Annotated in this window: 16 protein-coding genes; 3 read left to right on the top strand and 13 right to left on the bottom strand. The window is 75.6% G+C overall.

The window, feature by feature from the left end; all coding sequences use genetic code 11:
* Nucleotides 1-75: 75 nt before the first annotated feature.
* From ACFQ6N_RS06365 to ACFQ6N_RS06305, 13 genes are all read right to left on the bottom strand, one after another.
* Nucleotides 76-4,044, bottom strand: a complete 3,969-nt coding sequence (locus tag ACFQ6N_RS06365) for a LysM peptidoglycan-binding domain-containing protein (RefSeq protein ID WP_380647293.1) — start codon at nucleotides 4,042-4,044, stop codon at nucleotides 76-78.
* Nucleotides 4,044-4,508 (bottom strand): hypothetical protein, encoded by a 465-nt coding sequence (locus tag ACFQ6N_RS06360; RefSeq protein WP_380647292.1) that lies wholly within the window; start codon nucleotides 4,506-4,508, stop codon nucleotides 4,044-4,046. The genes ACFQ6N_RS06365 and ACFQ6N_RS06360 overlap by 1 nt, the downstream gene beginning before the upstream one ends.
* A 160-nt stretch (nucleotides 4,509-4,668) precedes the next feature.
* On the bottom strand, nucleotides 4,669-5,094 hold the full coding sequence (locus tag ACFQ6N_RS06355; RefSeq protein ID WP_380647291.1) for a TadE/TadG family type IV pilus assembly protein: 426 nt from the start codon (nucleotides 5,092-5,094) through the stop codon (nucleotides 4,669-4,671).
* Nucleotides 5,095-5,273: 179 nt separating this feature from the next.
* Complete coding sequence (locus tag ACFQ6N_RS06350; RefSeq protein ID WP_380647290.1) at nucleotides 5,274-5,648, bottom strand: TadE/TadG family type IV pilus assembly protein; 375 nt, start codon at nucleotides 5,646-5,648, stop codon at nucleotides 5,274-5,276.
* A gap of 38 nt (nucleotides 5,649-5,686) precedes the next feature.
* Nucleotides 5,687-5,971 carry a hypothetical protein gene (locus ACFQ6N_RS06345; protein WP_380647288.1) on the bottom strand — a complete coding sequence of 95 codons (285 nt, stop codon included), beginning with the start codon at nucleotides 5,969-5,971 and terminating at the stop codon, nucleotides 5,687-5,689.
* Nucleotides 5,972-6,051: 80 nt separating this feature from the next.
* Nucleotides 6,052-6,930, bottom strand: coding sequence for a hypothetical protein (locus ACFQ6N_RS06340; RefSeq protein WP_380647286.1), 879 nt, complete (start codon nucleotides 6,928-6,930; stop codon nucleotides 6,052-6,054).
* On the bottom strand, nucleotides 6,927-7,889 hold the full coding sequence (locus ACFQ6N_RS06335) for a type II secretion system F family protein (protein ID WP_380647285.1): 963 nt from the start codon (nucleotides 7,887-7,889) through the stop codon (nucleotides 6,927-6,929). Before ACFQ6N_RS06335 ends, ACFQ6N_RS06340 begins: the two co-directional genes overlap by 4 nt.
* Nucleotides 7,889-9,514, bottom strand: coding sequence for a CpaF family protein (locus ACFQ6N_RS06330; protein WP_380647284.1), 1,626 nt, complete (start codon nucleotides 9,512-9,514; stop codon nucleotides 7,889-7,891). Before ACFQ6N_RS06330 ends, ACFQ6N_RS06335 begins: the two co-directional genes overlap by 1 nt.
* The gene (locus ACFQ6N_RS06325) at nucleotides 9,504-11,087 is read right to left on the bottom strand and encodes a hypothetical protein (protein ID WP_380647283.1); all 1,584 of its coding nucleotides are present in this window, start codon (nucleotides 11,085-11,087) and stop codon (nucleotides 9,504-9,506) included. Before ACFQ6N_RS06325 ends, ACFQ6N_RS06330 begins: the two co-directional genes overlap by 11 nt.
* Nucleotides 11,087-11,932, bottom strand: coding sequence for an SAF domain-containing protein (locus ACFQ6N_RS06320; RefSeq protein WP_380647282.1), 846 nt, complete (start codon nucleotides 11,930-11,932; stop codon nucleotides 11,087-11,089). Before ACFQ6N_RS06320 ends, ACFQ6N_RS06325 begins: the two co-directional genes overlap by 1 nt.
* Before the next feature lie 64 nt (nucleotides 11,933-11,996).
* Nucleotides 11,997-12,950, bottom strand: a complete 954-nt coding sequence (locus ACFQ6N_RS06315) for a hypothetical protein (RefSeq protein WP_380647281.1) — start codon at nucleotides 12,948-12,950, stop codon at nucleotides 11,997-11,999.
* Nucleotides 12,944-13,384, bottom strand: a complete 441-nt coding sequence (locus ACFQ6N_RS06310; RefSeq protein WP_380647280.1) for a hypothetical protein — start codon at nucleotides 13,382-13,384, stop codon at nucleotides 12,944-12,946. Before ACFQ6N_RS06310 ends, ACFQ6N_RS06315 begins: the two co-directional genes overlap by 7 nt.
* A 320-nt stretch (nucleotides 13,385-13,704) precedes the next feature.
* On the bottom strand, nucleotides 13,705-14,556 hold the full coding sequence (locus ACFQ6N_RS06305) for a hypothetical protein (RefSeq protein WP_380647278.1): 852 nt from the start codon (nucleotides 14,554-14,556) through the stop codon (nucleotides 13,705-13,707).
* 154 nt (nucleotides 14,557-14,710) lie between these two features.
* Here ACFQ6N_RS06305 and ACFQ6N_RS06300 point away from each other — a divergent pair, with 154 nt between their 5' ends.
* From ACFQ6N_RS06300 to ACFQ6N_RS06290, 3 genes are all read left to right on the top strand, one after another.
* On the top strand, nucleotides 14,711-15,154 hold the full coding sequence (locus tag ACFQ6N_RS06300) for a pyridoxamine 5'-phosphate oxidase family protein (RefSeq protein ID WP_380647277.1): 444 nt from the start codon (nucleotides 14,711-14,713) through the stop codon (nucleotides 15,152-15,154).
* Between the two features lie 174 nt (nucleotides 15,155-15,328).
* Nucleotides 15,329-15,781, top strand: coding sequence for a MaoC family dehydratase (locus ACFQ6N_RS06295; RefSeq protein WP_380647276.1), 453 nt, complete (start codon nucleotides 15,329-15,331; stop codon nucleotides 15,779-15,781).
* A 407-nt stretch (nucleotides 15,782-16,188) separates the two neighbouring features.
* A complete protein-coding gene (locus tag ACFQ6N_RS06290; protein WP_380647356.1) occupies nucleotides 16,189-17,391 on the top strand; it encodes an MBL fold metallo-hydrolase in 1,203 nt (400 codons plus the stop codon).
* The last annotated feature ends 32 nt before the right edge of the window (nucleotides 17,392-17,423 follow it).

The raw sequence follows: 17,423 nt of genomic DNA, 5'->3' as shown, positions 1-17,423 counted from the left end.
CCGACCGCAGCGCGGCCGCGCGGCATCCCTCGATGCCGCGCGGCCGTGGTCGCTCGCTCCCCGCCCCGGAGCCGGTCAGGACCCGGCGAGCAGGTCCCTGAGCAGGGCGACGGTGTCGGCATCGAGGTCCCGGCCGGTGCGGCGGCTGAGGGCGTCCAGGCGGTTGACGGCCCGCAGGAGCTGGTCGCGGGCGCCGGCCGAGGCGTAGGCGTAGAACAGGTCCCGGTGCAGGAGTTCGACGTCCGGGGCCACCGCGAGGCCCCGGAAGACGGCGGCCTCGGCGCTGCGGTGGTCGCCGTACTGCAGGCGGCGGGCGGCCAGTTCGTGCGCGGTGTCGACGATCGCCGCGATCATGTCCTGGCGCTCCGCCTCGGCCCAGCCGAACGAGGCGGGCGGGGCCTCGGCGAACGGGGCGCCCCGGACCAGGGCCAGCGCGTGGGCCAGGGCCGCGTCGGCCGTGGCACTGGTGCTGCGCATGCCGCGCCGGTAGAGGCCGCGGAACTCGTCCCAGTCGCAGGTGACCGTCGGGGCGAAGGAGTAGCCGTCAGTGGTGTCGGTGGGCAGGAAGGCGCGGCCCTCGGCCGAGGTGCCGAACCAGGCCGCCAGATCGGCGAGTTTGTCCGGCAGCGGACTCCTGGCGTCGCCCGAGGTGGGGTGCGGGTCGAGGTGCGCGGCACCCGGGTGCAGGTCGTGGTCGAGCGCGTGGTGGTCGGAGCCGGGCCGCAGCGCGAGGTAGACGGCGAGCTCGGTGAGCCGGGGCAGCGTGCCGGGCTCGGCGGCACCGAAGGCACCCGCGACGTTCACCGGCCCGAGCAGCCGGATCCGGGGCGCGTTGCGGGGGGCGTGCGCCTCCGGGGAGCGCAGGATGGCGAGCAGGTCGTCGCTGTCGCTGCGGCCGGCCGTGGTCCGGGCCACGGGAGCCACCGGAGCGACCGCCCCGGGGCCGGGCTCGACGGCGGTCCCGGTTGCCCCGGCGGCCTCCGTCGCCCCGGCCCCGGGGGCGACCCCGGCCTCGGGGACGGACTCGACCCGGGGAGCGGGCTCGTGAGGGGCCTCGGAAGCGGGCTCGGCGGGCGGCACCGGGTCCTCGGTCCCCGCCGGCGCAGCGGACACCGGCCCGACCGGCCCGACCGGCTGCGTCGGCCCCACCGGCGCCACCGGCGCCACGGGCACCACCGGCACCACGGGCGCCACCGGCTGAACGGCGAGCACGACCGTCGGAGCCGCCTCTACCGGAGCGTCCACCGACTCGGCGACGGACTCGGCGACGGACTCGCCGGCGCCCTCCTCCGCCTCCGGCACGTCCGGTACGTCCGGCACGTCCGAGTCCCCCGGCGTCTCCGGCACGCTCGGCCGCCGCAGGTCCCGGGTGGTCTCGTCGGTCGCCGCCTGCCGCCCCTGCCCGTTGACGGCGAACCGCGCGGGTCCGGCCGGCACCGGCGCCGGAGCGGGCGTCACCGGGTCGGTCCCCGCGAAGGGGCTGGCGCCGGTGCCGATGACCCGGGCCAGCAGGCGCGGGCCGGCGGCCGAGTCGGCGCCGCCCTCCACCGCGCCCGCGGAGGCCCCGACTCCCGCCAGCACCGGTACCGCGAGGGGCAGTTCGGTGGTGTCGGGGTCATCCGGGCCGTCCAGGGTCCAGGCCGGGGCCGGGTGCTGGGTGGTGTCGTCGGCGGCCCGGAGCAGTTCGGCGACCTGGTCGTACTCGTGTCCGCTGAGCCGTTGCAGTTCGACGGTGAGGTGCAGGCCCGGGATGGCGGCCTGGCCGGTGGTCGGGAGGGTCCAGCGGGCGACGGGGCCGGTGCCGCGCTCGGGGGCGCGGGTGATGACGGCGACGCAGGTGCGCGGCCGGGCGTCGAGCAGCCGGCCGAGTTCGGCGGGCACGCCGCCGCCGGGCTGCTGGGCGCAGAGCACGATCTCCGGGGTCCACGACTCGTCGGCCTGGCCCCGGCTGCGGGCCTCGCGCGGGCTGACGGCCTCGGCGGCGACCAGGGTGGCGCGGGCCTTGGCGGTGCGCGGGCCGAGGGCGGCCAGCGCGGCCTCCAGGGTGGCGTGGCGGTGCACGCGCTCGGCGGCCGGACCGGTGATCGGCACCTCCTCGGCGAGGTCGACGAGGTGCAGGTGGAGCCGGTCGGCGAGCGGGCTGTGGGCGAGCTCGATGGCGAGGGTGCGCAGCACGTCGCGGGCGTCGTCGGGGTGGCCGGAGAGGTGGAGCAGCCGGACGGCCTCCAGGTCGGCGAGGACCACCGAGCCGTCGGGCGAGGTGCCGAGGGTGACCAGCGCGGGGTAGGGCGCGGCGGTCTTGCGGGCCTGGGAGGCGCTGAGCATGTCGCCGGAGTCGGCACTGCACCACCAGACGTTGGCGGCGTGCGCGGCGCGGAACGGCGCGATGGGGGTGGCCGGGCCGGACAGGTGCAGTTCGACGGTGTGGCCGGGGGTGATCCGGGCGGCGACGATGGCGGGCAGCCGCTTGCCGCCGCGCACGGTGTTGCGGGCCAGGGTGCGCAGGGCTCGGTCCAGCAGTTCCAGGCCGGCCTGGTCCTGCCGGGCCATCAGCTCGTTCTCGAAGGCGGCGGCCTCCACCTCGGGCATCGCGATGCGGTGCCGGGGGCGGCGGGCGCGCTGCTGGGTGCCGCGCTTGTGGGCGACGGTGCCGACCATGATGGCGGCGAGCAGGACGCCGACGGTGGAGGCCGTCAGCGCCACGGTGTAGTCGCCGCCGGGGGCCGGGTCGGCGTGCGCGGCGGGGGCGGCGGCCTGGGTGGGCGCGGGTGTCGGCGCCTGCCCGGGCGCCGGAGTCGCGGGGGCCGGGGTCGCCGGCGCGGGCGGCTGCTCCTGCGAAGGCGCAGGGGCGGGGGCGGGCGCGGGAGCCGGATCCGGAGCGGGTGCGGGGGTGGCGGCACCGGTCCCCGGCACCGCGAGCACCATCCCGGGGACCACCACGTCCGGGTTCGTCAGCTGCTCCCCGTCCGGTGCCTGCACCCCCTTGTTCGCCTCGAACAGCTTCGGCCACGCCTCCCCGTCCCCCAGCTCCCGCTGGGCGATCGCCGACAGGCTGTCCCCGGCCTGGACGGTGACGCTCCGCTGCCCGGCCGTACCGGCACCGGCCTCCGTCCCGGACTGCGGCGTCGTGCCCGGCGGCGTGCCCTGCGGGGTGCCGCTCGACGGAGCCGGCGCCGGAGCCGGCGCGGGCTCGGGTGCGGGGGCGGGCGCGGGGGCCGGGCTCTTCGCCTCGTCCGGCTTGGCGTCCGCCGGCATCAGCAGTTCCCAGCCGGGCTGGATCGGCCGGTCGGCGTCGAAGCGGGTGTCCGAACCGTCCATCGAACGGCCGTCGTTGAGCTTGGCGATCTCCACCCACCGCTCGCCCGAGCCCAGTTGGCGCTCGGCGATGGACCACAGGCTGTCGGCGGGGCGGCTGTCACGCACGGTGTACGTGGGCTGCTGCTCGGCGGCGGGCGTCAGCGCGGGCGCGGACTGCGCGGCGGGCAGCGCGGCGCGCTGCACGCCCGGGGTCAACTGCGCCTGGACGGCGGAGGTGTGGGCGAGTTCGGGGACGGCGGCGAAGGCCGAGCCGGCCACCGGCAGCAGGGCGAGCACCGAGCCGACCAACCCGGCGGCGAGCCGCTGGCTCCAGCCGAAGGCCGGGATCCGGCGGGCGATCCGGCCGCGCAACTGGGCGGGGATCTCCAGCAGGACGGAGAGCGCGAAGCAGCCCCAGGCGAGCCACCCGACGACCACCAGCGCCCACAGGAACAGCCGTCCGTCGTCCGGGCCGGTGAGCGCCTCCCCGACGCCGCCCGGCGCGACCTCGCCCATCCCGGCGACCGCCTGGGTGCCGTACAGCAGCAGCGCGGGCACGCCGAACAGCAGGACGAGCAGGGCGATCAGCGCACCGAGCGCGGTGATCAGGGCGCCGCCGCGGCCGCGCGGCGGTCGGGGGGCCGGGGCGGCGGTCCGGCGCGCGGCGCCGCCTCGATGCGCGGCCCCGGCCCGGCCGTTGCGGGCCTGGGCGGTTCGGGCCTGGTCCTTGGCACGTGGCGCGGCCATCAGTCGGTCTCCGCTTTCTCGACTCCGTGGACGAGGGTCGCACTGCCCCAGCCCGTTACCTTCCGCTCCCCGAGTTCGCCCAGCAGCATCGGCCGGTAGTCGGCCAGCACGCTGACGGTGACGACCGTGTCCTTGCCGGAGAACCTGATCTCGCCGGCCTTCAGGCCGTAGAGGCCGAGGTAGGCGTCGACGGTCTCCCGGACGTCCCCCTCCTTGACCTTGAAGCCCGCCCCCTGGAGGAGGGCGGCCCGGTCGAGTTGCTGCCCGGCGACGCGGGCGGCCTCCTGGGCGTAGCCGTCGGTGCGCTCGGCGACGCGCAGCCGGCCGCCGGCGTCGATCACCAGGGCGATGACGAGCACGATGTAGGCGGCGCAGATCGCGACGAAGAGGGCGACCGCGCCGCGGTCGGAGCGGCGCGCCCGCACCGCTCGCCGCAGTCGGCCCACCGGCGGTCGACTCACCATTCGCTTCCCCTCCCCCCGATCCGCACGCTGCTCTCCCCACCGGCCCCCACCGGGCGCCGCTCGGTACCGTTGTGTCATCCCCCGAGCGCTCTCCGCTTGCGTCTCCCCCGCTCGGGCCGTCCCCAATCCCCCGTTTTCCGCGAGGCGGCGACGCGCGCTGTCATGTGCCCCGGTAACGGTCCACCACCGAGGTGAACTCGCCGACGAGGTGCTTCGTCACGGGCACGCCGGACGGTCCGCCGAGCAGGTCGGCGAGTTCGACGTCGCAGACCACCGTGACCTTGACGGTCGTCACCGGCCCGCCCGGCAGCGCCAACTCCCCCTTGGCCACCCGGACGTCACCGTTCCGGCAGGACACGCCCTGCTGGCGCAGTGCCGCCAGGGCGGAGTCCTTGGCGGGCTGTTCCATCCCGGCGACGCTGCGCTGCAGGGACGCGGTGCGGGCCCCGGCGCGGGCGGCGGCCTCGACGCTGCCCGCCGTGGTCTGCACCCGTCCGGCGGCGACGGCCACCAGGACCAGGCCGACCACCGGCGGCACCACGATCGCCGCCTCGATCGCGATCCCGCCCCGGTCCCGCCTGCGCACACGCCACCGACGCGGCCGCGCGGCGCCGGTGCGCCCACCCGGATCGGATCCCGCACCCGTACCGGGGCGCCCAGCCGTACCGGGGCCCGCACCCGTACCGGGGCGCGCGGCCGGATCGGGGCACACAGCCGTGCCGGGGCGCGCGGCCGGACCCGGGCGCGCGCCCGGCAGCCCCCGTCTCACGGTTTCACCACCGGCGGGACGAAGCGCTCGCGCGACGCCTCGGCGAACTGCGTGACGGAGGGCGCCGAGAGCCCGGGGATCAGCAGCGGCGGCGTCAGCTCCACGGTGACCCGGATGGTGTCCGGCGTGCTGCCGTCGGTCCGCACGGTGTAGGTGTGCGCGCCCTGCCGGTCGAGGAAGTCCCGGGCCTGGCGCCGCGCCGCCTCGTTCTTCACCTCGTCCGTCGCGTTCCCCTGCGACCGCCCGGCGTCCACGCCCTCACGGGCGGCGCTGAGCGCGACCTGGCGGTCGTACCACCACAGCGCGGCCTGGACGACGAGCAGCAGGAGCACCAGGACGACCGGGAAGACGATGGCGAGACTGATGCTCATCGATCCCCGGTCGTCCCCGCGGCGGAGAGGGCGGCGCATCACTTGGTGGCGCCGCCCGCGCCGCCCGGCATGTTGGGGTCCTGCTGCACCTTCTGGACGACCTTGTCCTTCAGCAGGTACAGCGCGGTCGCGACGGCGCCCGCGACGAACACCAACGCGATGATGGCGAGCGCGAGTTCGATGCTGATCGCGCCGCGGTCGCCGCGCGCCCGGGCGGCCCGCAGCCGGCCGAGCCGCAGGGTGAACAGCAGCAGGGCGAACTGCACCGGCAGCAGGACGGGTCGCAGCACCCGGCCGGCCAGGTGGACGAGTCGTACGGTCATCGGGTTCTCCCGGGGGGACGTGGCGTTCCGGAACCGTGGTGGTCCGGTCCGGTGTGGTGTCAGCCGCTCTGACGACGGTGTCAGTTGAGCATCTGGTGGAGCGCGGGGAAGACGATCAGGACGGTCATCAGCAGGGTCAGGGCGGCCCCGGGCGCGACCATCCGCTCGCTGTCGGCGTTGGCCCGGGCCAGGTCCTCGGCGAGCAGTTCGCCGCGCAGGCCCTTGGCACGGGCCCGCAGGGTGTCGTAGACGGCGGCGCCGTCGGTGCCGGACAGCCGCATGATGTCGGCCACGTCCTGGAGCGGGGTGAGGCCCAGCTCCTCGGCCAGCGCGTCGAGTCCGGCCCACGGCGGGAGCCGGTCGGTGGCCGCGCGCTCCAGCGCGTCGCGGATCCGCCGGAACACCGTGCCCTGCCCGACCGAGGCGGCCCGGCGCAGTGCCTCGGCGGGGCCGCAGTCGGCGGCCCGCTCCAGCGCGACGAGCTCCAGGTAGGCGGCGATGCCGTGCAGGTACTCGGTGCGCGCCTCCTTGGCCTCGCCGCGCACGATGGCGTCCGGCACGAACCAGAGCAGGCCGGCCAGGAGCGGTCCGGCGACCAGCGGGAGCGCGAAGGGCAGGCCGACGTCCATCAGCAGCGCCATCGCCCCCAGGTAGGCGGGCAGCATCAGGCCGAGCGCGGCGAACAGCAGCTTGTGCACCATGAACCGGGCCTGGGTGCGGCCGATCAGGGCGAGTTCACGGCGCGGGACGGAGACCCCGCGCAGGTGGACGGACTGCTCGCCGATCCGGTCGTACCAGCGCGGCCGCTCGTCCGGGTCCTGCTCGCGGTCGGCGGGCACGGCGTGCAGCCGGTCCAGCGCCTGGTGCAGGTCCGGGGGCGCGGGCCGCAGTTCGGCGACCAGCAGGGCGATGCCGCCGGCCGCGACGGAACCGGCCAGCACGGACCAGGGGGAGATCACCGGACCTCCCCGAGCTGCTCGGTCCGCTCCGGCCCGGACGCCCGCGCGCCCGACCGCCGCCCGCCCTTGCTGCGCCGGTCCGGCGTGAGCAGCCGGGGCACCGGCGGGTGGGAGGCCAGCGCGCGCATCCAGGCGATGATCGCCACGAACAGGGCGGCGACCACGGCGAGGACCAGCTGGCCGACGAAGCTCCCGTACGGGCGGGTGTACTCGGTGTTGAAGGACCCGACGGTGACGACCAGCACGATGATCCCTACCAGCCAGCGGATGGTGGTCCGGTGCTTGGCGCGGTCGGCTTCGATGGCGCGGCGCTGGCGGACCTCCTCGCGCACCGAGTCGGCCATGTCGGACAGGGTGCGGGCCAGGCCGGGGCCGCTGTCCCCGGACCGCAGCACCAGGGCGGCGAGCACCTTGTCGGCGGTGGCGTCGGCCAGGCTGTCGGCGAAGGCGTGCAGGGCCTCCTCGGGCCGCCAGCGGGCCTGGAGGCGGGCGGCCAGCTCGCCGATCTCGTCCTCCAGCGCGGCGGGGGCGGTGCGGCGGCTGGTGACGATGGCCTGGTTGAGGCCGACGCCGAGGAGCAGTACGTCGGCGATCCGCTGGGTCCACTCGGACAGCGCTTCGAGCCGCTCGATCCGGCGGGTGTCCGGGCGGGTGGTGTCGAACAGCCAGGGCAGGCCGAAGACGGCCAGCGGCACCAGCAGCGCGGTCAGCGGGATGCCGGTGAACAGCCAGGCCAGCGGCGCGCCGACGAGCGCGAGCGGCAGCTGGACCCGGCGCAGCCGCACCATCCGCGGCGCGGCCGAGCCGGGGGCGCCGTACCAGAACACGTGGACGCGCCCGGCCAGCGGACCGGTCCGCGGCTCGGCGTCCTCGTCGACGGGCTCGCTGCCGCGCGCCCAGGCCACCAGGGCGACCAGGCCGCCCGTGACCGCCAGCCCGCACAGGGCGAACAGCAGCATCACCGCGCGCCACCGCCGATCCGCAGCTGCAGGGGGGTGGTCCAACTCCCGTACCGGGAGCCGAGCAGGGACGCGTCGAAGCCCGCCCGGCGCAGGTCGTCCAGGCACTGCGGCGGGGTGTGCGGGACGGCCCGCGGCTCGCCGAGGTCCGGCCGGGGGCCGAAGACGGTGTTCAGCGCGGGCCGGCCGCTCTCCCCGAGGCCGGTGACCTCCAGGACGTGGGAGACGAAGCGGTGCCGGCGGCCGCCGACGGCGGTCTCGTCGACCATGGTGACGTGCACGATGAGGTCCAGGGCGTTGGCGGTGAGCCGGTAGGCGAGCGAGTCGGTCATGTGCGAGCCGTACTCCAGGCAGAGTTCGGCGATGCGGTCGACCACCATGTGCGGGCCGCGGGCGTGCAGGGTGCACATCGAGCCGCCCTCGCCGTTGGTCATCACCCGCAGCATCGGGACGACCTCGCCGGAGCGGACCTCGCCGACGATGATCCGGGACAGCGTCATCCGCAGGGCGGCCGGGATCAGGTCGCCGATCGTCAACTCCCCGGCCAGGCGGCCCTCGACGCGCTCGCCGTTGCCCTCGCGGGCCTCCATCGGGACGACCTGGCGCAGGTGCCCGAGGGTGTGCAGCCAGAGTTCGAACTCCGACTCCAGGGTGCCGATCCGCTCGTCCGGCGGGATCTCGGCGGCCATCGCGCGCAGCAGGCTGGTCTTGCCGACACCCTGGGTGCCGGTGATCATCACGTTCTTGCGGGCCCGGATCGCGGCGGCCAGGAAGACGGCCAGGGTGCTGTCCAGGGTGCCGAGTTCGACCATCTCGGGCAGCGTCGCGGAGGCCACCCGGTGGCGCCGGATCGCCACGTACGGGCGGGGCGTCACCTCGGTGAGCGCCTGGAGGCGCATGCCGCCCTCCAGGCGCAGCGCCAGGGTCGGGCTGGCGGTGGACAGGCTGCGCTCGCCACCGCCGTGCTGACGGGCCAGGTCCTGGAGCAGCTCGACGAGTTCGGCGTCGCTGTCGGCCACCGGCGGGACCTGGCGCAGCGGCTGGTGCACCTTGGAGACCCAGACGTCGTCGCACCCGTTGATCAGGATGTTCTCGATCTCCGGGTCGTCCAGGAAGGGCTGGAGCCGACCGGCCCGGAAGAGCAGGTCGAAGACGGCCTCGGCGAGGGCGCGGTCCTGCTCCCGGGTGGGCGGGATGCCGTGGGTCTGCGCGTAGGCGTCGGACCAGCGGGCGACGGACTCCTCGATCAGCGCCCGGCCGCGCTGGCGGCGGGTGGCACGGTCCGGCTCGGAGCCGGAGGAGGTGGTCAACCGGCTGATCTGCTGGTGCAGTTCGGCCGCGACCTGGCGCTTGAGCTCGCGGGCGACCTGCGGGTCGACGGCCGCCCGGGTGGCGGCGCCGCGCACGTCCAGCGAGGGCAGCTGGGAGGGCACGGCGGTCGGCCCGGCCGCGCCGGGTGCGACGGGCCCGGGGACGACGGCCCCCGGCGTGAAGGCCTGCGGCGCGACCGGGCCGGTGACCGGCCCGGTCATCGGCACGGCGGCCGGGGTCGGCGCCGCCGGTGCGGTCCAGGGCAGCGCGGCCGGGTCGGAGCCCGGACGCTGGTGCAGGGGGCTACCGCGCACGGAGCACCTCCCCGGGGTTGTACGGGTACGGACCGTCCATCGGCACCTGATCGTCCGTCACTGTCGTCTGCTGGAGCGGGTTCTGCCCGCCTGGGCCGCCGGGGTTGGCCTGCCCGGACTGTCCTGCCTGTCCGGCCTGCCCGGACTGCCCGGACTGTGCGGCCGGCCGGGGCTGCTGGACGTGCGCCGGGAACGGCGCGGGCGCGGCCGGCTGCGGGGCCAGCCCTGCGAGCGGCGCCACCGGACCGGTGACGATCACCGGCGGGACCGGCTGCGGCGGGGCGTACGAGGGCGGGCTGTACGACGGCGGGGCGTACGACGGCGGCTCGGCCTCCACCGGGCCGTAGGACGGCTGCGGGTACGCGCTCCTCTGCCCGTACACCGCCGAACCGTACGGGGTCGGCGCGGGCGCGGGCTGGGCGTAGGACGGCTCCTGGCGGCCGTACGAGGGCTGGGCGTACGACGCCTGCCCGTACCCGGTCGGCTCGTAACCCGCCGGCTCGTACGCCGTGGTCTCGTACGCCGCCGGCTCGTACGCCGTGGTCTCGTACCCCGTCGGCGCGGGCGTCGGCGTCGGAGGATTCGGCACGGCGGCCGCCACCGGACCGACCGCCACCGGGCCGACCGCCGTCGCCGGGCCCGCCACCGACATACCCGGCACCGACGTACCTGTGACCGACGCACCCGTCACCGCACCGCCCACCGGCGCCGGAGCCGGCACCGGTACCGGCACCGCCGGTGCCGTCAGGGCCGGGGCCTGGCCCGCCGCCCCCGCTTCGCTGCCCGGCGCGAGCCGCTGCCGCCGGCGCCGCACCAGCGCCTGCACCTCGTCCGCCGCCGAGCGCGCCGTCCGCATCAGCTCCGAGCGGATGAACCGCCGGTCGGTGGTGTCGCCGCCGTCGGAGAGCACCTTCGCGGTCCGGGTGGCGTACGGGAGCGTCCCGAGCACCGGCAGCCCGAGTTCACGGGACACCTCCGCCCGCGCGTACGGCCCTTCGTCGACCAGCAGCAGCCCGAGCGCGTCCGCGCCGGTGCCGCCGGAGGTGAGGTCCTCGGTGAGGGCGGACAGCCGGGGCCGGATCGAGCTCAGCCCGCGCAGCGTGGTCCGGACGGTCATCGCCACCACGTCCGCCCGGCGGGCCAGCACCCCGCTGGCGCCGGTGGCGCCGGAGCGGCCGAGGTCCACGATGACGTCGTAGCCCTGCTGCTCGATGCCGTGCAGGAGTTCGGCGAGCGGCTCCCAGGTGTAGGCGAGGCCGGGGGCCTGGGTGGGGTCGGTCAGTCCGGGCAGCAGCAGGCGGTGGCCGTCGCCGTCGGGTGAGAGGTCGATCAGCTGCTCCCAGATGGTCTGCACGAGCAGCCCGCGCCGGTCGGCGACGGCCAGGTTGCGCAGCCCGTACACGGCCTCGACCCGGCCCTCCAGGGCGCCCGCGAGCACGGCGCCGCCGTCCGGGTCGGCCTCGACCAGCAGGACCCGTCGGCCGGGCTGGAGCGGCCAGGCCAGCAGCAGCGCCAGCGCGGTCGTGGTCGCGCCGGGCGCGCCCGGGCCGCCGACCACCGCGATCACCGCCATCAGGCGCCTCCTGTCGCGGCCGGGGTCCCGGGCGTACCGGTCCCGGCGGAGGAGGGCGCTCCGGCGGCGGGCGAGCCGCTGGGTGCCGGGTTGGGCGCGGTGCCGCCGGAACCGCCGGCCGCGGCGCCGCGCGGCGCCAGCAGCACCTGGATCCGTCCGCTCGCCACCCACTGCGCCAGCCGGGGCCCGTCCGCGATGCCGACGGCGACGTCGATCACCTGGCTGCCGTCGGTGTCCACCCGGCCGACGGTGATCACCGTCGCGGGCAGCGAGTCGGGCCGGCCGTTGTCGGGCGTGAAGACCACGACCAGCTGCACGCCGGGCTGGAGCCGGCTGGCGGGCAACTGGCTGTGCCTGGCGGACACGCCGACCACGATCTGCCCGGGCTGCACGGTGAGGCCCTCGGCCACGTCGCCGCTGGTGAGCATCGCGCCGCGCTTGAGGTCGGTGGCGGCCCGCTTGCCGACGGCCTTCAGCCGGTCCTGGGCGGACACCGGGTGCAGCGCCGGGTCCCCCGCGATCCGGGCCACCACCAGGTCGTCCTCGGTGATCACCTGACCCCACGGCACGTCCCGGGCGAGCGCCAGCACCGCGACCCGCTGGCCGGTGCTGTTGTAGAGGACGGCGCCGCCCAGCCCGCCGGCCGCGATCAGCGCGACCGCCATCGCCAGCACGGCCGGGCGCCGCCGCCTCGCCCGCATGGTCCGCGCTGGGGCGTGCGGCGTCGCACGCCCCCGGCCCTTGCCGGGGCCGCCGCCCTGCTCCTGCTGCTCCGGGAGCGCCACGGACGCCACGGCGCCCGCGGGCGTGCCGGATCCCGGCGTCGCGAATGTACGGTTCTCCACCGGGCTTCGCCCTTCCCTCGATCGTCTCTGGCTCGTCAGTGGCCGGATCGCCGCCGTGGCGCGGTCAGTTGAGGACCTGCATCTCGGCGACCCTGAGCGCGAAGACCGCGCTCTGCCGCCTGATGCCCTTGAGCGTGTACTTGTCCGGGTTCGGCCCGGTGACGACCACGTCGGCCTCCCAGTACGTGGTCACGGTCCCGTCGAAGACGCCGCTCTTGCGCGTTCCCGACCCCACCGTGAACCGGTAGCCGCAGTCCGGGGACTCGGCGGGGCCGTACGTGTCGTCGTAGGGCGTGCCGGCCGTCGCGCAGGTGGTCTTGAGGCCGTTGCCGAAGTCCCAGTCTGCCTTCACCAGCCTGGGCGTGACGGTGACCGAGATGACACCGGGGATCTCGGCGACACCGGGCTTGGGCGGCACCGCGCCTTCCGCCCAGAGCCAGACCGGGGAGTTCACCACCGCCGTGCCGTCGGGCTTGACCCGGCCCTTCGGCTGCGGGAAGGCGACCCGGTCGAACGCCTGCTGCTTGAGCCTGGCCAGGTCGATCGGGGCCTGCCCGGGCCGGCCGTTGGCCATGAAGACGACCTCGGCACCGTCCTGGCCCCCGCCGGTCTGCGGGCAGACCTTCGAGTAGAGGGCGCCGTCCTTCGGGTCGTGCCCGCCCCACTCGGAGGCGCCCGCCGGGGGCGGGTTGTCCAGCGGGCGGAAGTAGCAGCCCTGGCCGCTGTCGAACCAGCCCCACTGCGGGTCGTGGCAGGCCCACGGGACGCCGTGGTAGCTGCAGACCTGCGGCCCGCTGTCCGAGCCGCCGCCCCCGCCGCCGGCCGGCGCGGTGGATCCGGGCACCGGGGTCTTTCCGCCGGAATTGGCGCCCGCGCAGATCACGTTCGGGAAACACTGCTCGGCCCCGCCGCTCGGCGGTTCGTCCGCCGTCGCGGTCACGGCCGAGCACAGCATCAACCCGGCGGTCATCGACGCCACGGCCGCGATTCGCCGGGCCGGTTTCCGCGCGTTCAGCATGTCCGGTCCACCTCCCGAGTGAACTCGTAGATCAGCCAATGTGCTTGGAACATGCGCAGGGACGCGGTCGCGACGTAGCGGTTCAGGCGCGACGCCGGATCCTTCCCGGCCCCGGAGACGGCGTCCACGCGGTGCCAGTCCGTCACGTCGACGCAGTCCTCGATCACGGCGGTCTGCGGATCGGTTTTCAGGTCGACGGACCTGACCACCGGCGAATTGCGCGGCGTGCCGGTCATCACCACTTTGGCGTCGCGGAGTTGGCGCAGGCCGACGAGGGTGTCGGACAGTGCGCGCCCGGAGGAGTACTGCTCCAACGCGAATCCGTCCGGATCCTTACCCGAGAACGCCTCCGCCTGGGCCTGCCACCAGTCCTGATAGCTCCTCAGGGCGAGTCGGCCCATGGCACCTTCCGGGCCTTCGGTCGGCGCGATCACGGCGTTTGACGAACCACTCGAAGGAGTTACCGGAGCCACTCCCGCAACCGTGGGCGCGGCCGTCCCGAGACGATCGACGGAACCGCCGGCACCACCGCTCGCACAAGCGCCGAGCAGCAACACCAGCACCGTCCCTGAGACCCCAACCGCCCCAGGGCGCAACACATTTCCGCGCTGCCGCATCGCCCCACCTCGTCGCGACCGATCCGATCCGTGATCCACGGCCGCCAGAAGAATTCCGCTGTCTTGCCGGCCTTTCCGCTGGGGATCGATTCTTCGCCAACCCACCCCATCACGGCAACACCTCAGGCCACCTGACCTTACGCGGAAGGCGGTTCCGTCGGGGCACTTTCCCGCCACAGAACGGCCAACAGTTCTTCGGAAAGCGACAATCCGGCCAATGCGCCCCGAACCGCGGCCCGATTGCGCATCAACAGGCGCCCGCCGTGCGGCGGAACGAGCAGGCGCGCGCCCGGCGCACCCGAACTACCGGCCGACTCTCCGCCGTCCGTGAGCGCGCCGACGGCCGGCTGGAGATCCAGCGGGGCGACGGCCGCGGGGGCACCCGGGACGCCGTGGCGCAGGACGGTGGTCAGGGCCCGGCTGAACGAGCCCTCACCGCCCGGCAGTACGGAGTCCCGGCCGCGTCTGCCCGGGACGAAACGGCCGATCCGGCCCCACAGCGGGACCCGCGGGTAGCTCAGCAGTTCGCCCGCGCTGTCCTCGCCGCCGCGCTCCAGCGCGGACCAGGTGTCCCGGTCGGCCACCGCGTCGACCAGCAGCAGCGCCTCCTCCTGGTCGCCGTGCACCATCGCGCTGACGACCCAGTCCCAGGCCAGACCCCGGCGGTAGGCGTTGTCGGCGGTGCTGCCGGCGGTGACCAGGGCGAGCCGGCGCCCGCGCGGATCGGCCACCAGCTGGCCGACCAGACAGACCACCAGCCAGCGGCCGGGGTGCTGCGCCGCGTCCCGGACGGCCGTGAGCATCGCGTTGGCGTCCGCGTCCGGCGGCGCCGTGGTGACCCGGCAGCCCGCCGCGCCGGTGTCGAAGCACATCCCGGGCAGCACCTCGGCGAGCAGCCGCGCGCCGTCCGGCGCCAGCGCCGAACCGCCGAACGCCCGGTCCGGCCCGCCGTCCGCCCCGATCACCACCAGATCGACCCCGCCCGCCATCGCTCCCCCTCCTGCCCGGCCCCGGCGCACCCGGGGCCGCCGCCCGCCGCCGGGCAGGCTACCGCCCGGACGGCCACCGACGGGGCTCCCGGCCCGTCCGCCCAGGGACCATGGGCCCTATCGACACGGGCGCCGACCGAGGACGATCGGACGCATGGAGCGTGAGGACCGTGTGGAAACCCTGAGCGAGGCCGAATGCCTACGGTTGCTCAGCACCGTGCCCGTCGGGCGCGTGGTGTACACCGAGCACGCACTGCCGGCCGTCCTGCCGGTCTCCTTCGAGGTCCTGGACGGGCGGCTGGTGCTCGCCGTACGCCGGGGAAGTGCCACCGCGCGCGGGCTCGACGGCACGGTGGTGGCCTTCCAGGCCGACCTGCTGGACCCGGTCACCCGCACCGGGTGGAGCGTGCTGGTGCACGGGCGGGCCGACGTGGTGCGCGACGCCGACCAGGTACGGCGGGTGCTGCGCTCCGGCCTGCGACCGTGGGTGGGCGACCCGGAGCCGCTGTTCGTCGCCCTGGTGCCGGAGCTGGTCAGCGGCCGACGGCTGTTCCCGACCGGGCTGGGCGCCCCGGGGCGCACCGCGCTGCGGCCGTGACGCGACGGCGCCCCGTCAGGCCCAGTGCCGTCCTCGGGAAGGCCCGGCCCGGCCCCGGGCAGCGCTCCTCCTCGGGCACCTGACAGATCCGGACTCCTGACAGATACCGGTGGGTAGGCATACGCTTCCGGCGTCCTGACCCCTCCCCGGGCCCGTCCCCTCCAGGAGCGCACCGTGACGACCTTCGCCTCCCTCGCCGACCTGACCGCCGCCGTCGGCACCGAACTGGGCACCAGCGCCTGGCACACCATCGAACAGCGGCAGATCGACCTGTTCGCCGAGGCGACCGGCGACCACCAGTGGATCCACGTGGACCCGGAGCGCGCCAAGGAGAGCCAGTTCGGGTCGACCATCGCGCACGGCTACCTGACCCAGTCGATGATCCCGGTGCTCGCCAAGGAGTGCTACGCGGTCGAGGGCGTGCGGATGGCGCTGAACTACGGCTCGGAGAAGGTGCGCTTCCCGGCGCCGGTACCGGTGGGCACGGCGATCCGGGCCACCGCCGAACTGGTCTCGGCCACCGAGGTGCCGGGCGGTGTCCAGGTCGTGGTGCGGTTCACTGTCACCAGCGAGCGGAGCAGCAAGCCGCACTGCGTCGCGGAGACGATCACCCGCTTCTACGCCTGAGCGCCGCGCGCCCGGGTTCCGCCCGTGGTTCCTACCGTGGTTCCGACCGCGGCTTCGACCGCGCCAGGCGGCCGGGGTACGCCGATTGGACCGTGCAGGGCCCTCCACCAGGTCCGGACGGCCCACGGCGAGTAATCTCCGACGAGATGGTTGTCGTATCGCAGTAGCCCCGGCCGCCGCTGCGGTACGCGCCCCGGGCATACCCGGTAGCCGTGACCGTCCTTGGAGGAGCCGTGCCCCGCCCAGTCCCCTGGTTCGCCCGCCTCGCCGGTCTGTCCTCGCAGTTCGCCCCACCCCCCGCCGGACCCGCCACCGACCGCGCCGTCCCCGGACTGGCCGGGCTGCCCCGGGCCGCCTGGCACCGGGTCCGCACCGACGCCTTCGGGGCCGAACCCCGGGGCGAACGACTGGCCCGGATCCGCCGCTCCCCGCAGTTCGCCGACGGCGCCTTCCGCAACCCGGTGCCGACCCGGCGCCTGGTGTACGAACGCAGCCCGCTGGAGATCACCCGCGCCCAGCTGACCGGGGACAAGACCCGCCGGATGCCCGCCGCCGCCGTACCGGTGCACCGACTGCTCCCGGCCGACCTGGCCGCGCCGCCCGAGTCCGGGCTCCGGCTGACCTGGCTGGGCCACGCCACCGTGCTCGCCGAGATCGGCGGGCGCCGCGTCCTGCTCGACCCGGTGTGGGGCGAACGCTGCTCCCCGTTCGGCTGGACCGGGCCCAAGCGGCTGCACCCGGTGCCGCTGCCGCTGTCCGAACTCGGGCCGGTGGACGTCGTGGTCGTCTCCCACGACCACTACGACCACCTGGACATGGCCACCGTCCAGGCCCTGATCGGGACGGACGCGGTGTTCGCCGTCCCGCTCGGGGTCGGGGCCCACCTGGAGCACTGGGGCGTACCGGCCGGGCGGATCGTCGAACTGGACTGGTGGGAGTCGGCCGAGGTCGCCGGACTGACCCTGACCGCCACGCCGGCCCGCCACTACTGCAGCCGCGGCCCGCGCACCAGCTCGCTGTTCCTCTGGGCCTCCTGGGTGGTGTCGGGCGGCGGGCACCGGATCTTCCACAGCGGGGACACCGGCTACTTCCCAGGCTTCGCCGAGATCGGCAGCCGGCTCGGCCCGTTCGACGCGACGATGGTGCAGGTCGGCGCGTACAGCGACTTCTGGCCCGAGGTACACATGACGCCCGAGGAGGGCGTCCGGGCGCACCTGGACCTGGGCGGCGAGCTGCTGCTGCCAATCCACTGGTGCACGTTCAACCTCGCGCTGCACCCGTGGGAGGAGCCCGCCGAGCGGGTGGTCACCGCCGCCCAGGCGCTCGGCGCCCGGCTGGCGATGCCCCGCCCCGGCAAGCCCTTCGAGCCTGCCGCCCCGCCCGCCCTGCGGCTCTGGTGGCGTGCCGTCGCCGTCGCCCCGCACGGCATCGAGCCGCTGCTCGGCGAGCGGGCGGCCGTGGCCGGGGCGGCCCCCGAGACGGAGGCCGCGGCTTCCGCTGCTCCAGCCGTGGCGCCGGAGGTAGCGGCGGTGGCGGACGTGGCAGAGGCGGCGGAGGCGGGCGAACAGGTGACAGAGTTCAGCGAACAGATTTCAAAATCTGTTCGCTGAAAGTTGTCATCTGTTTTCTGTCATCTGTTTCC

This window comes from Kitasatospora sp. NPDC056446 (assembly GCF_042796115.1).
Taxonomy (GTDB): Bacteria; Actinomycetota; Actinomycetes; order Streptomycetales; family Streptomycetaceae; genus Kitasatospora.
The sequence above is the reverse complement of the archived record's forward strand: the minus strand, read 5'-3'. Positions and strand labels throughout refer to the sequence as shown.